Source organism: Carboxydocella sp. JDF658, assembly GCF_002049395.1.
Classification (GTDB): Bacteria; Bacillota.
Genome location: NZ_BDLR01000021.1, coordinates 13,966 through 26,824 on the forward strand (window position 1 = coordinate 13,966; position 12,859 = coordinate 26,824).

Below are 12,859 nucleotides of genomic sequence, written 5' to 3' on the forward strand. Positions count from 1 at the left end.
CAAACCTCCCAAACTCCACTCTTTATAATTGTTTTATAACTGCGGCACAGCGGGGACAAAGGTCTGGATGTTCTGCATCCTGGCCTGTTTCGGTGCTATAAATCCAGCATCGTTCGCACTTGCTTCCAGCTGCGGCAGTGACTTCTACCTCCAGTTCCCCGGTACCGCTGGCCAGTTCCACCTGGGAGACGATGAAAATGGGGGCCAGCTGCTCCAGGTATTGTTGTAACAGTTCCAGCTCTGCGCCACTGGCAGTCAGCTTCACCCGGGCATCCAGAGAATGCCCGATCACCTTCTGCTGTCGGGCCACTTCCAGGGCCTTGGTTACTTTTTCCCGTACTTCCAATAGTTTCTCCCAGCGTTCTGCCAGTGCCTCATCCAGGTAGCGCTGCTCCACCCCGGGCATGTCGGTCAGTTGAACACTCCGGGGTCTTTCCCCCGGCAGGTAGCGCCAGATTTCCTCAGTGGTAAAGGCCAGTACCGGTGCCAGCAGGCGCACCAGGGCATCAATGATGTAGTACATCACCGTCTGAGCCGCCCGCCGTTCCCGGGATGCAGGCAGGGAAACATACAGCCGGTCCTTGGAAATATCGAAATAGATGGCACTTAAGTCCACAGCACAGAAGTTGTGAATAGCATGGTAGACAATATGGAATTCATAGTTTTCATAGCCGGCCCGTACCCGTTCGATTAACCGCTGCAATCGGTAGAGGGCCCATTTGTCCAGCTCCGGCATCTCGTCATAATCCACCAGATCGGTAGCCGGATTGAAATCATAAAGGTTGCCCAGTAAATAGCGGCAGGTATTGCGGATCTTTTTGTAAGCCTCGGCAATCTGCTTCAGAATATTGGGGCTGGCCGCTACATCGGAACGATAATCAGCAGAAGCCACCCAGAGCCGCAGGATATCCGCCCCCATCTGGTTGATGACCTCCAGGGGATCAACCCCGTTACCCAGGGACTTGGACATCTTTCTGCCTTTTTCATCCACCAGGAAGCCGTGGGTCAGCACTGCCCTGTAAGGTGCCTGCCCGCGGGTGGCCACTGCAGTCAGCAGGGAGGAGTTGAACCAGCCCCGGTGCTGGTCACTACCCTCCAGATAGAGGTCAGCGGGCCAGCTCAGTTCCGGCCAGTATTCGGGCTGATCGCAAACCGCCGCATGGCTGGAGCCACTGTCAAACCAGACATCCATGATATCAGTTTCCTTGCGGAAGCGGTCATGGCCACACCTGGGGCAGGTTAGACCGGGAGGCACCAGCTCGGCAGTTTCCCGGGCAAACCAGATGTCGGAACCATGTTCTTTGAACAGGTTTTTAATATGCTTGATGGTCTGGTCATTGATGATTTCCTGACCGCATTGTTCACAGTAGAAAATGGGAATAGGCACACCCCAGAGGCGTTGCCGGGAAATACACCAGTCTCCCCGCTCTGCCACCATGTTGTAGATACGGTCACGGCCCCAGGCCGGGATCCATTGCACCTCGTCAATGGCCTTTAAGGCCTGCTGACGAAAACCATCGATGGAAGCAAACCATTGCTCGGTAGCCCGGAAGACAATGGGATTTTTACAGCGCCAGCAATGGGGGTACTGGTGAGAAATCCTGCCGCTTTTCAGCAAATAGCCATGTTCATCCAGCCACTGGATTACCTTCAGGTTCCCGTCATTGATATGCAGCCCGGCAAAAGGTCCAGCTTCCTGGGTGAAATAGCCGCTGTCATCCACCGGGTTAACAACTGGCAAGCCATATTTCTGACCCACTTCAAAGTCCTCCGCCCCGTGGCCTGGTGCAGTATGGACCGCACCGGTACCGGCTTCCAGAGTGACATGGTCACCGAGGATGAGGGGACTCTCCCGATCCATGAAAGGATGGCGGCAAACTACTCCTTCCAGTTCCTGGCCTTTGAACCGGGCCACAATCCCCTGTTCCGTCAGGCCGGTAGCTTCCAGGAACTGTTTTAGCAATTCCCGGGCCACCAGCAACTGCCCTTTTTCCGTTTGCACCAGCACATAATCGAAATCCGGATGCAGACAAATGGCCAGGTTGGCGGGCAGGGTCCAGGGGGTTGTGGTCCAGATTACCACCCCTGCCTCCTGCGGCAGTTTCCCTTTGCCATCCTGGACCGGAAAGCGGACATAAATGGAATGGGAGGTCTTGTCATTGTATTCCACCTCCGCTTCCGCCAGGGCGGTTTCGCAGCTGGCACACCAGTACACCGGCTTCAGACCTTTGTAAATATAGCCCCGTTTGGCCATTTCCCCGAAAATCTCAATCTGTTTGGCCTCAAAATGCGGCATCAGGGTAAGATAGGGGTTTTCCCAGTCTCCCCTTACCCCCAGGCGTTTAAACTGTTCTTTTTGTACACCGGCATATTTTCTGGCATATTCCGCACAGCGCTGGCGGAATTCCACCGGGCTTACCGCCTTGCGGTTAAGACCCAGGTCCTTGATCGCCCGCTGTTCAATGGGCAGGCCATGGGTATCCCAGCCCGGTACATAGGGGGCATCATAGCCGGTCATGGATTTGTACTTGACAATAATATCCTTTAATACTTTGTTCAGGGTATGGCCCAGATGAATATCCCCATTGGCATAAGGCGGGCCATCATGCAGGATAAACTTGGGCCGGCCCTGGTTTTTCTGTTGTACCTGCCGGTAGATATCCATTTCTTCCCAGAACCTGAGAATTTCCGGCTCCCGTTGCGGCAAATTGCCCCGCATGGGAAAATCGGTTTTGATCATATTGAGAGTTTTGCTGTAATCCATTGCCTTTCCTCCTAAACTGAAAATGTTTACCGCAAAAAATATACTCCCGCCCCCTATGGGACGGGAGTTATACCCGTGGTACCACCCAACTTGCCGGCATAAACCGGCCACTCCTTGTGCAGGTAACGGTTGCACCGGGCCAGCCTACTCCGCCTGTAAGCCTTTCAGCCGCCAGCTCCCGGGGGATCCGCCGTACTGCCCGGGCTCCGGCTTCCACCCTCCCGGAGTCGCTGTTCCCTGCCTCCCTACGGCCTGTCCCGTTCATCGCCATTAGACAAATAGCTCATTTTGTCAATTATTGTATACTTTTCGTACGGTTTTTGTCAAGGGCTATCTTTTCATGCCAGAAAATACTATAATATTGAATAAGCGTTCATTCAGTTATGGGAGGTAGAGAGCATGGCCGAAAAAACCTTAATTCTGGAGTATCTGGACAATCTGGCCCTGATTACCCTCAATCGTCCTGCTGCCCTCAATACCATTAATCTGGATCTGCTGCAGGAAATGGAAGAAATCCAGCAGAAACTGGCTCAGGACCCCAACCTGCGGGCCGTAATGGTGCAGGCGGCCGGTCCCCATTTTTCTGCCGGTATCGATCTCAGCCTGCTGGCTCAGGTGGATGCCAGCTTTGTGCTGCAGCAGGTCCAGAGATTACAGCAGATTTTTCAGCGCTGGCAGCAATTAACCGTTCCTGTCATTGCCGCCATTCAGGGAGTCTGTTTTGGTTCCGGCCTGGAGCTGGTTCTGGCCTGTGACCTCCGGATCGCAGCCGCAAATGCCCGTTTTGCCTTGCCGGAAGTGCGTTTTGGTCTTGCCCCTGACCTGGGGGGCACCAGTCGCCTGACCAAACTGGTCGGGGCCGGTCAGGCCAAACGCCTGCTGCTCACCTGTGAGGAAATCGATGCCCAGGAAGCTAAAACCATCGGTTTGGTGGAAAAGGTGGTACCCGAAGCAGAGCTGGAAAAGGCTGCTCTGGGCTGGGCGCAAGCTATCGCTTCCTTCCCGCCGGCCGGGCTACGCTTTGCCAAACAGGGCGTGCAGGTGGCCCAGGAAGCCAGTCTCGCTGCGGCCCTTCTGTTCGAGCAGGCCCAATCCGTATATTGTTGTGGTACCCAGGAACAAAAAGAAGCCATCGCCGCCTTTTTCCGCAAACAGAAGTAACCCGGTCCGCGCCGGGTTTTCCTTTTCTTAGCGGACAAAACCGGTAATCCTTTCCCGGTGTTCCGTTTCCGAATCAGGTACCAGCTCCTTGAGCTCCAGCACCGGACTGAGGCAACAATCCTTATCCCCCAGTTCGGCCAGAATCTGTTCCCTCCGGCGCTGAGCAAAATACTGGCACACTTCCTCATAGACCGGTTGTCCGGGCAAGGCCGGGGCAAATTGCTGGGACAGCCAGTGTTCTTTGCCGGTGGCCCGGCAAAAATTGGCCCAGAATTTTTCTTCCAGTGCAGCCAGCACCACATATCCGTCCAGACAGCGGTAGAGGTTATAACAGACTATGCCTCCGGCTACCACACCCTGGCCGGGTAAGGGGTAACGGCGTTTGTCCTGGCCATAAAAGGCACCGGTAACATTGGCCCAGCTCTGGACTACCTCGGCAATACCAATAGTATAGCGTCCCCCCTGTCCGCTCACTGCCTGCTTGTAAAGGGCTGCGGCAGCCACTGCAAACAATGCCATGCCCCCGGCCAGATCGCCCAGCAATAACCCGGGAATGGCCCGTTCCTGTTTGCCGGTACTGCCGATGATTCCTCCTACCGCCTGGTAGTTGAGGTCATGGCCTGCATCTTTAGCCCAGGGGGAATCCGGCTGATAGCCCCCTATAGTGATGTAAGCCAGGCGCGGATTTAACGTTTGCAGAAAATCATAACCCAGGCCCAGTCGTTCCATTACCCCGGGCCGAAAACTTTCAATCAACAAATCAGCCTCTTTCACCAGCTGCAGGAACTCCTCCCGGTCCACTGCCTGTTTCAAATCCAGGTAACGGATTTCCTTGCAGCTGTTGAGCAGGTGGTAAATATAGGCATCCTCCCCTTCCCGTTCAGGAAAGAGGCTTTTCAGATAATCTCCCTTGCCTTTGTCTTCAATTTTCACCACCCGGGCCCCAAACTGGGCCAGCAAGAAAGTGCCATATGGTCCCGGCAGCAGCCGGGTCAGGTCTACAATCAGCGGTTGATTCACAAAAAACACTGGCTACATACCTCCCCAAAATAAGTAACGGCAGAAATGCCCGATTCCTGCCGCTTCTCTTTCTATGGATTATTCTTGTTTAGTCTCTGTTGCAAAGTAGGTTCCCTTTTCCAGCAAGTCCAGATAAGCCTGTAACATGGCTTTCAGTTCCGTACGCAGCTTATGATTGAGTTTCAGCAGTTCTTCCTGCTCCTGCAAGATATCTTTTACCCGCTCTTTGGCCTGACTGATCAGCTGGCTGGCATCCTTTTCTGCCGCCGCCCGGATAGCTGTAGCTTCTGTTTCCGCTGCCCGGCGCAGGTCATCGGCAGTGCGGCGAGCCAGCACCAGGGCCTCCTTGATATCATCCTCCAGGCGCTTGTAATGGCTGAGGGATAATTCTCTGGAGGCCAGCTGTTCTTTCAGCTCCAGGTTTTCCTTATAGATCTTCTCATAGTCAGCCAGCAACTCGGCTACATATTTGTCCACCGCTTCCGGACTATAACCCCGAAAACCCCGTTCAAAATCGGGGTTTTTGTAATCCAGGGGCGTTTTGACCTGTGCCATCGCTCATCCTCCTCTGCCGGTTTTGCTCCAGATTTCCACTTTGAACAATAATCTTCCTTTTTTGCTGCTGCCTTTCTGTTCTTTAACCAGAACCCGGCCAAACCCCTGTACAGATAACCAGTCACCCGGACGAATTTCCGCATCCGGCTTGAGACATTCTCTCCAGTTTAAGCGTACCAGTCCGCTTTCTATCCATTGTACAGCCTGCTGGCGGCCAACTCCCACACTCTGGGCCAGCAGGGCATCCATACGCGGGGAAGCCAGACTGACCAGCCTTTCCTCTCCCTGTGGCCGCTGGATCAGGGGCGGTTCTGCTTCTGGCAGCAGTTCGATGGGTACAGGTCCTACCCTTGTCCACTGACTCTGGATGGCAGAGACAATTTCTTGAGCCACAGCCACCCAGATTCCCGTTTCGGTACAGAGAATGTCTCCCACCAGTTCGCGCTTAATGCCACTGGCCAGTAAGGAGCCGAGAATATCCCGGTGACCGGGCTGAAAGAACTGGAAGCGGCCCTGCACCCGCAAAACTGTAGCACCCGGCTGGTCGAAGTCAAATTCGGCCCAGGCCGCCGGGAACAAAAGCAAGCGACAGCGTTCCGGCTCCCCGGCAAAACCGCCCTGACAGCGATAGGCAACCGTCTGCCGCCATGATTCCAGCATACTCCGGGCTAACGCCTGCTGGCCAGGGTCGAGAAAAAAAGTGAAACCGGGCATTTCTCTGGTCTCCACCTGGACCAGCAGGTCCCAGAGCCTCTCCACCAGAGCCTTGTCCTCCGCTTTCCCTGCCTGGCGTAGCCAGTAATCTCGCATCAATATCCCCCCAGCAAGCGGTAGAGTAAAGATACCACTCCGCGCCGGATCAGATCGAGGACAAAGATAGCGACGATGGGTGAAACATCAACCATTCCAATAGGTGGAATCAACCGTCGAAAGAGCTCCAGATAGGGTTCTGTCATATCCCGCAAGAAACGAACTGCAGGATTATAACGGTTAACCGGAAACCAGGACAAGAGGATATGGATGATCAACATCCAGTAATAAACCATAAAAAGGGTATTAATCAGGTTGATCAGCAAGCTCCTACCTCCCTATTTTTGCCCGGCACTCATTTCCTGGGCCCGCCTGGTGGCCGCCATCACGGCATTCATCAAGGTTACCCTTAAGCCCCCTTCTTCCAGGGCGTAAATACCGGCGGTGGTGGTGCCCCCGGGAGTAGTAACCATGTCCTTCAGGCGACCGGGATGCTCTCCTGTTTCCAGCACCATTTTGGCCGCCCCCAGCATGGTCTGGGCCGCCAGGGTCATGGCGATATCCCGCTGGATGCCCACCCGCACCCCGGCATCGGCCAGAGCCTCCAGCATAATGTAGACATAAGCGGGCCCGGAACCGGATAAACCGGTAACGGCATCCATCAGATTTTCCTTGACGGTAACAGCTGTGCCAACAGCACCAAAAATAGCGGCTGCCATAGTTTCATGGGCTGTAGTAGCATATTTGCCCAGACACATAGCCGTAGCTCCGGCCCCTACCAGACAGGGAGTGTTGGGCATGGCCCTGATTACCGGCACGCCGGGCAGAAAAGTTTCAATCAGAGTAGTGGTAATTCCAGCAGCAATAGAGATTATCAGTTTATCTCCATTGACCCTTTCCCGAATCTCCTCCAGCACTTCTTCCATGGCCTGCGGTTTTACCGCCAGCACCAGGATATCGGCGGCAGCAGCGGCTTCGCCATTATCAGCACAGGCATGGATGCCCATTTTTTCCTGCCAGGCCAGCAGTCGCTCCCGGTGGATGTCGGCGGCATAGATCTGATCAGGGGTAACCAGTCCGGCTTTCAGTAAACCATTGATCAAGGCCGAACCCATGGCCCCGGCACCAATAAAACCGATACGCTTATCCGTTAAAGCCATCTTACTTCACCCAGGTAAAAATGCCTCGATCCCGCTGTTCATCCCGGCTGTCCAGCATGGAGGAAATGTCCACTCCATTGGGAACGAAAAGATAAATACCGGTGCCAACCTTTTGCAGACTGCCACCCAGAGCATAAACTGTGCCGGAAACAAAATCTACAATGCGCTGGGCCACACTGGGATCGGTTTTTTCCAGGTTTACCACTACACTGCGACGGTTTTTCAGATTATCGGCAATGGACTGGACTTCATCAAAGGCGCGCGGTTCAATTACTACCACTTTCATGCCTTTTTGCTGCGGCAGGGCTACCACAGGCGCCTTTTTGCCACGACGAAACTGCTCTTCCCGTTCTTCCATGAACTCATCCTGTTCTTCCAGCAGTTCTTCTTCCTCATCGGCCAGACCGATCATACCCATTACCTTATCCATAATTTTTGCCATTTTAGTTTACCTCCTTGCACCAAATATATCACTACCAATGCGTACCAGGGTAGCCCCTTCTTCAATGGCCACCTGATAATCATTGGACATACCCATGGATAAATGTTTTAGTCCCAGCTCCCGGGCCAATTCCCGCAACTGACGAAAATAAGGGCGGGCCTGTTCAGCGTCAGCCACAAAAGGCGCCATAGTCATCAGCCCTTCAATCTGTAAACCCGGCAGTTCCTGGACTTCCCGGAAAAAAACCGGGACATCGCCAGGAGCCAGGCCATGTTTGGTTTCTTCTCCCGATACATTCACCTGAATCAGGGCTTTTAGGATCAGCCCCCGAGCACTAGCCCGCTTGCTGATCTCCCGGGCCAGTTCCCAGCGGTCCAGAGAGTGCAACAGATGAATGCGGTCGATAATATATTTTACTTTATTGGTTTGGAGCGTGCCAATCAAATGCCAGCGCAGTCCAGGAGGCAATTCCGGCTGCTTGGCCAGCAGTTCCTGTACCCGGTTTTCCCCCAGGTCAGTCACCCCGGCAGCCAGAGCTGCCTGAATCCCCTCGGGTGGCACAGTCTTGGACACCGCCACCAGGGTGATCTCCTCCGGCCGCCGGCCAGCCCGCAAGGCTGCTGTCCTGATTTCCTCCCTGACTCTGGCCAGATTCACTGCAATCTCAGCCCAGCTATCAGCCATACTTCTCACCTCATCACCCTTTGCCCATCGGTGACCAGGGCCGGTGTGACCACCACCCGCGCACCTGGGCCCAGCAAGGGCGCTTTATTTTCCGGTGCTATTTCCTCCACAGCCGCCATTTCCCCTACCTGGCCGTTGACTTTCACCGGCCTGAAATAGGCGATTTCTTTGTAGACCACATACAGACCCTTTTTCCCCCCTGTCTCGGTCAGGGCAGAGGCAGGGACCAGATAGCCGCGGTAGGTCCTTTCCACCAGTTCCAGATTGTTCCGGCGCTCATGGGCCAGATCCCCCACATCATTGAGAGCGGTCAGGATTACCCAGGTCTCACCACCGCGTTGTTTCAGCTTTTTCACCAGCAGGCTGGTATCCTTACCTCTCAGTTTAAGCACTGTTTTTCCCGCCTGCCAGTGTACTGTTGAGTTGAGATGGAGCAAAAAAGCCGGGTTCTGCAGATTGTCGAGGAGCTTTACCCCCTGGACCGGGGGTTTTTCTTTGCCCAGTTCCTGTTGTAAAGCCTGCCAGAGCTGGTCCGGTTCAACGGTATCGATCAGCTCAGGCAGGAGAACGCTTTCCAGCCCATCCACATGATAGCAAACCTGGCCGGGCTCAGGAGCAACTACCCGTTCGTCCCAGCGACCAGCAGCACCATCCAGTTGCCCCTGTTGCAAGCGAGCGATCACTTCTCCCCGGCGTACCCGCTGCCCCTCGGGAACCACTGGCTCCAGTTTAGCCCCGGCTGGAACGGGTAAAATCTTCTCCCGGCGGATGGTCCAGGCCTCAGCCTGTTCCACCTCTTCTAGTTTCCCCCATTGTACCGGCTGAATATCTATAACCCTGGCCACAATCCGGTTGGCCATAAAGCGAATTCCCCACCAGAGGACAGACGCCCCGATCAGCAGCAAGACAATACTGGCTAACACGAACAACCTGTACTCTTTCTTTCTCCGCTTTTGCTTGTTCATTCTTTCACCTCGTTCGTGTCTTAACTAAGTAATATTCTACAAAAACCAGCCACTTCCTGCTTGCTTCAGGAATAAACCGGGAGTGTAAAGGAAAAAACCGAGCCTTTGCCCAGTTCTGACTTGACTTCAATAGTCTGGCCATACCGTTCCAGAATGTGTTTGACAATGGACAGGCCCAGGCCTGTCCCGCCCAGATCCCGGGAACGGGCCTTGTCCACCCGGTAAAAGCGCTCGAACAGCCGCGGTAAAGACTCAGGGGGAATGCCGATACCGGTATCGGCTACCTCCACCCGGATCTGATTGGCTTCCGCCCAGACTCTGACGGAAACAGATCCCGCCGGTGTATATTTAATGGCATTATCAATAAGGTTCAACAGCACCTGTTCCAGCAAATCCCCGGACATAGCCGCCGGCGGCAAAGGCTGCTGAATCTCCTGGAGCAAACCCAGACCCTTGTTTTCTGCCAGGGGTTGTAAAATTTCCACCACTTTCTGCACCTTTTCCGCCACATCCACCGGCTGGCGTACCACTTCCGCCCTCGGTGCCTCAATCCGGCTCAGGCTGAGCAAGTCATCGATCAGACGCTGTAGCCGTTCTGCTTCTGACTGGATGATGGTAAGGAAACGTTCTGTCAGCACCCGGTCTTCCATGGCCCCATCCAGCAAAGTCTCTACAAAACCTCGAATGGAGGTCAGTGGGGTGCGCAATTCGTGGGAAACATTGGCCACAAACTCGGTGCGCAATTGTTCCAGTTTGCGCAATTCGGTGATATCCTGCATCAGCACTACCGCCCCCTGGTGGTGGGCATCCTGGCCCAGGGGCGCAGCGGTAAGGCGCAGAAAGATTTCCTTCTCGCCAGCCAGGCGAATTTCGGATTTTTGCACCTCTTTCAGTCGAACGGTTTTGCGGATCAGCTCTTCCACTTCCGGATGGCGCACCAGGCTCAGCACCGTTCGGCCGGAGACATCCTTGGCCTCTACTCCGAACATCTTGCAGGCCGCCCGGTTGATCAGCATGATCCGCCCCAGGCGATCAACCGCGATCAGCCCTTCCGCCATGGAAGCCAGAATGGTTTGCAGGCGCTGTTTTTCCCATTCCGCCAGCTCGATCTGCTGCTGTAACCGTTCACTCATACGGTTAAAAGCCACCGCCAGATAGGCCAGTTCATCATCGCCCCGCACCGGCAAACGGTAATTTAAATCCCCTTTGGCCAGCGCCATTGCCCCTTCCGCCAGCTCCTGAACCGGCTTGGTAAAGCGCACGGCCAGCAGGTAACTGCCTCCAGCTGCCAGCACCAGGGTACCCAGCAGAGCTTCAAACAAAAGGCGACGCAGGTAGGTTACTTCTGCCTGCAAATCCGCTTTTTCCTGCCAGTGGGCCTGGCGGGCCAGCCGGGCCTCCCAGCGACTGACCAGCACCTGATCTACCAGAATAAAAGCACCGGTTAAGACTACCAGGGATAAAATAATAATCTTCCAGTGAAATTTTCTCTTCACTGCTCCAACTCCCTCATGCGGTAGCCAGCCCCACGTACTGTTTCCAGATAGCGGGGATTGGCCGGGTCAGCTTCTATTTTCATGCGCAAATGGCGGATATGCACATCCACAGTGCGAGTATCACCGGCATAGTCATAGCCCCAGATTTTCTCCAGCAGATAATCCCTGGAAAACACCCGGCCCGGATGGGTCATCAGGAGCTGTAACAGCTCACACTCCTTGGGGGTCAGGCTCTGCTTCCTGCCCCGTACTTCCACCTGGTATTTTTCGGGAAACAACATGATTTCCCCTTCCCCATAGCTGATCCCTTTTTCTCCCGTTTCCTTGCCTTCTTCGGCCGGACTTAGCCGCCGCAAGCGAGCCTTGATACGGGCCAGCAGTTCCCGGGGACTGAAGGGCTTGGTCATATAGTCATCAGCCCCCAGCTCCAAACCCAGCACTTTGTCGGTTTCTTCACCCCGGGCCGTCAGCATGATAATCGGTATATTGCGGGTAGCCGGGTCATCATGCAGACGGCGGCAAACTTCCAGGCCGTCAATTACCGGTAACATCAGGTCCAGAATCACCAGATCCGGTTTTTCATTACGGGCCAGTTTCAGGGCCTCCTGCCCATCTCTGGCCACCAGCACCTGGTAACCCCATTTTTCCAGATTGAACTGTACCAGCTCTACGATCAGCGGATCATCATCAACCAGCAAAATAGTCGCCATAATCTACCTCCCCATTTTATTTCAGCATTATCAAGGCTCCCATCCTGCCCGTTTTGCCCCCGGACTTGCGATGGGAGAAAAACAAATCCGAATGGCAGGCAGTACAATAGCGGCTCTGCCAGACATTTTCCGGCTTGATCCCGGCCTGCAGCAAAAGCTGGCGGTTGGTCTCTCCCAGATCCAGCTGCCAGTGGCCTTCCCGTCCCGGGGTAAGCCCTCCAACCCCCAGAGCCTCGATCTTGAGGGCCACCCGTTCATCCACTTCATAACAGCAGGGTCCGATATGAGGACCGATCGCAACCCAGATTTGCTCCGGAGCAAGTTCCAGTTGCTGACATAACTCCCGCACTACCAGGGGGCCAATCTGTTGCACCGTTCCCTGCCAGCCGGCATGGGCCATAGCGACTACTCCGCCTTCCGGAGCCAGAAAATACAAAGGCACACAATCAGCATAAAAAGTGATCAGGGGCAAGCCCCGTTCCGTTGTGGCCAGGGCATCCGCTGCCTGCAGACTTTCATCCCAGCTAAATGCCCCCTGGCCACGGCGGGCAGCTCCAGCCCAAACCAGATGGCAGCCGTGAACCTGCCGTACACTGACCAGGGCATCGGCTTCCAGTCCCAAACTCTGGGCAAAGCGTTTACGGTTGACAATCACCCGCCCGCTTTCATCTCCTACATGCAGCCCCAGATTCAAGGTATTGTACGGTGGCTTGCTTGTCCCCCCGATGCGCGTTGAAAAAGCCACCAGTGCCCACGGTTCCCAGTCCGGTAAGGCCAGATGGACAACTCCCCCTTTATCGCGTAACTGAAAAGGTTCCAAAGGCTGTCCCCTCCTCTCGTGCAAAAAAACCGCCCTAAGGGCTGGTTATTCGTAATTATAGGCGATTTGCTCCAATTCTACCAGTATAACATCAATGCCGATCTTGTTGATATTTTCCCAGGGGATCACGATATCCTCCTGGCGCCCGAACATGCGAAACATGCGCCCACCTTCCGGGTTCAGTACCAGGGCCCGAATGGTGCCATTTTCCACATCAATATCGATATCCTTGATGGGGCCCAAACGCCGCCCGTCCACCACATTGATGACTTCCCGCAGCCGTAAGTCCGACACCTTGAGCACGGCTTTCACCTCCTGTCTACCTACATTAT

Annotated in this window: 15 protein-coding genes; 1 reads left to right on the forward strand and 14 read right to left on the reverse strand. The window is 54.7% G+C overall.

What is annotated here, in order from left to right:
• Nucleotides 1–22 precede the first annotated feature (22 nt).
• A complete protein-coding gene (gene ileS, locus JDF658_RS03800) occupies nt 23–2,764 on the reverse strand; it encodes an isoleucine--tRNA ligase (protein WP_079906512.1) in 2,742 nt (913 codons plus the stop codon).
• Nucleotides 2,765–2,831: 67 nt separating this feature from the next.
• The gene (locus JDF658_RS14370; RefSeq protein WP_159071904.1) at nt 2,832–2,981 is read right to left on the reverse strand and encodes a hypothetical protein; all 150 of its coding nucleotides are present in this window, start codon (nt 2,979–2,981) and stop codon (nt 2,832–2,834) included.
• A gap of 182 nt (nt 2,982–3,163) precedes the next feature.
• On the opposite strand from JDF658_RS14370, the gene JDF658_RS03805 reads away from it, so the two are divergent.
• Nucleotides 3,164–3,925, forward strand: coding sequence for an enoyl-CoA hydratase/isomerase family protein (locus JDF658_RS03805; protein WP_079906513.1), 762 nt, complete (start codon nt 3,164–3,166; stop codon nt 3,923–3,925).
• Between the two features lie 27 nt (nt 3,926–3,952).
• Here JDF658_RS03805 and JDF658_RS03810 read toward each other — a convergent pair whose 3' ends face one another.
• The 12 genes from JDF658_RS03810 to JDF658_RS03865 all read right to left on the reverse strand — a co-directional run bounded on the left by JDF658_RS03810 (nt 3,953) and on the right by JDF658_RS03865 (nt 12,830).
• Nucleotides 3,953–4,954, reverse strand: coding sequence for a CaiB/BaiF CoA-transferase family protein (locus tag JDF658_RS03810; protein WP_079906514.1), 1,002 nt, complete (start codon nt 4,952–4,954; stop codon nt 3,953–3,955).
• Nucleotides 4,955–5,023: 69 nt separating this feature from the next.
• Nucleotides 5,024–5,500, reverse strand: a complete 477-nt coding sequence (locus JDF658_RS03815) for a DivIVA domain-containing protein (protein ID WP_078664634.1) — start codon at nt 5,498–5,500, stop codon at nt 5,024–5,026.
• A 3-nt stretch (nt 5,501–5,503) separates the two neighbouring features.
• Nucleotides 5,504–6,310, reverse strand: coding sequence for an RNA-binding protein (locus JDF658_RS03820; protein ID WP_079906515.1), 807 nt, complete (start codon nt 6,308–6,310; stop codon nt 5,504–5,506).
• The gene (locus tag JDF658_RS03825) at nt 6,310–6,576 is read right to left on the reverse strand and encodes a YggT family protein (RefSeq protein ID WP_242946605.1); all 267 of its coding nucleotides are present in this window, start codon (nt 6,574–6,576) and stop codon (nt 6,310–6,312) included. The genes JDF658_RS03820 and JDF658_RS03825 overlap by 1 nt, the downstream gene beginning before the upstream one ends.
• Nucleotides 6,577–6,588: 12 nt before the next feature.
• A complete protein-coding gene (gene proC, locus JDF658_RS03830; RefSeq protein WP_078664632.1) occupies nt 6,589–7,410 on the reverse strand; it encodes a pyrroline-5-carboxylate reductase in 822 nt (273 codons plus the stop codon).
• A 1-nt stretch (nt 7,411) separates the two neighbouring features.
• Nucleotides 7,412–7,852 carry a cell division protein SepF gene (locus tag JDF658_RS03835; RefSeq protein ID WP_078664631.1) on the reverse strand — a complete coding sequence of 147 codons (441 nt, stop codon included), beginning with the start codon at nt 7,850–7,852 and terminating at the stop codon, nt 7,412–7,414.
• A 6-nt stretch (nt 7,853–7,858) separates the two neighbouring features.
• Nucleotides 7,859–8,536, reverse strand: a complete 678-nt coding sequence (locus JDF658_RS03840; RefSeq protein WP_079906516.1) for a YggS family pyridoxal phosphate-dependent enzyme — start codon at nt 8,534–8,536, stop codon at nt 7,859–7,861.
• Between the two features lie 5 nt (nt 8,537–8,541).
• Nucleotides 8,542–9,501, reverse strand: coding sequence for an HlyD family efflux transporter periplasmic adaptor subunit (locus JDF658_RS03845; RefSeq protein ID WP_143311943.1), 960 nt, complete (start codon nt 9,499–9,501; stop codon nt 8,542–8,544).
• A gap of 65 nt (nt 9,502–9,566) precedes the next feature.
• Nucleotides 9,567–10,997 carry a two-component system histidine kinase PnpS gene (pnpS, locus tag JDF658_RS03850; protein ID WP_079906518.1) on the reverse strand — a complete coding sequence of 477 codons (1,431 nt, stop codon included), beginning with the start codon at nt 10,995–10,997 and terminating at the stop codon, nt 9,567–9,569.
• The gene (locus tag JDF658_RS03855; protein ID WP_078664627.1) at nt 10,994–11,707 is read right to left on the reverse strand and encodes a response regulator; all 714 of its coding nucleotides are present in this window, start codon (nt 11,705–11,707) and stop codon (nt 10,994–10,996) included. The genes pnpS and JDF658_RS03855 overlap by 4 nt, the downstream gene beginning before the upstream one ends.
• Nucleotides 11,708–11,723: 16 nt before the next feature.
• Nucleotides 11,724–12,527 carry a peptidoglycan editing factor PgeF gene (pgeF, locus tag JDF658_RS03860; RefSeq protein ID WP_078664626.1) on the reverse strand — a complete coding sequence of 268 codons (804 nt, stop codon included), beginning with the start codon at nt 12,525–12,527 and terminating at the stop codon, nt 11,724–11,726.
• Between the two features lie 45 nt (nt 12,528–12,572).
• On the reverse strand, nt 12,573–12,830 hold the full coding sequence (locus JDF658_RS03865) for a YlmC/YmxH family sporulation protein (RefSeq protein ID WP_107753638.1): 258 nt from the start codon (nt 12,828–12,830) through the stop codon (nt 12,573–12,575).
• Nucleotides 12,831–12,859 lie beyond the last annotated feature (29 nt).

Excerpts from the sequence above, each read along its gene's own strand:
- ileS (WP_079906512.1), bottom strand. The coding sequence starts at position 2,764 with ATGGATTACAGCAAAACTCTCAATATGATCAAAACCGATTTTCCCATG.
- JDF658_RS03805 (WP_079906513.1), top strand. The coding sequence starts at position 3,164 with ATGGCCGAAAAAACCTTAATTCTGGAGTATCTGGACAATCTGGCCCTG.
- JDF658_RS03815 (WP_078664634.1), bottom strand. The coding sequence starts at position 5,500 with ATGGCACAGGTCAAAACGCCCCTGGATTACAAAAACCCCGATTTTGAA.
- JDF658_RS03820 (WP_079906515.1), bottom strand. The coding sequence starts at position 6,310 with ATGCGAGATTACTGGCTACGCCAGGCAGGGAAAGCGGAGGACAAGGCT.
- proC (WP_078664632.1), bottom strand. The coding sequence starts at position 7,410 with ATGGCTTTAACGGATAAGCGTATCGGTTTTATTGGTGCCGGGGCCATG.
- JDF658_RS03835 (WP_078664631.1), bottom strand. The coding sequence starts at position 7,852 with ATGGCAAAAATTATGGATAAGGTAATGGGTATGATCGGTCTGGCCGAT.
- JDF658_RS03840 (WP_079906516.1), bottom strand. The coding sequence starts at position 8,536 with ATGGCTGATAGCTGGGCTGAGATTGCAGTGAATCTGGCCAGAGTCAGG.
- JDF658_RS03845 (WP_143311943.1), bottom strand. The coding sequence starts at position 9,501 with ATGAACAAGCAAAAGCGGAGAAAGAAAGAGTACAGGTTGTTCGTGTTA.
- JDF658_RS03855 (WP_078664627.1), bottom strand. The coding sequence starts at position 11,707 with ATGGCGACTATTTTGCTGGTTGATGATGATCCGCTGATCGTAGAGCTG.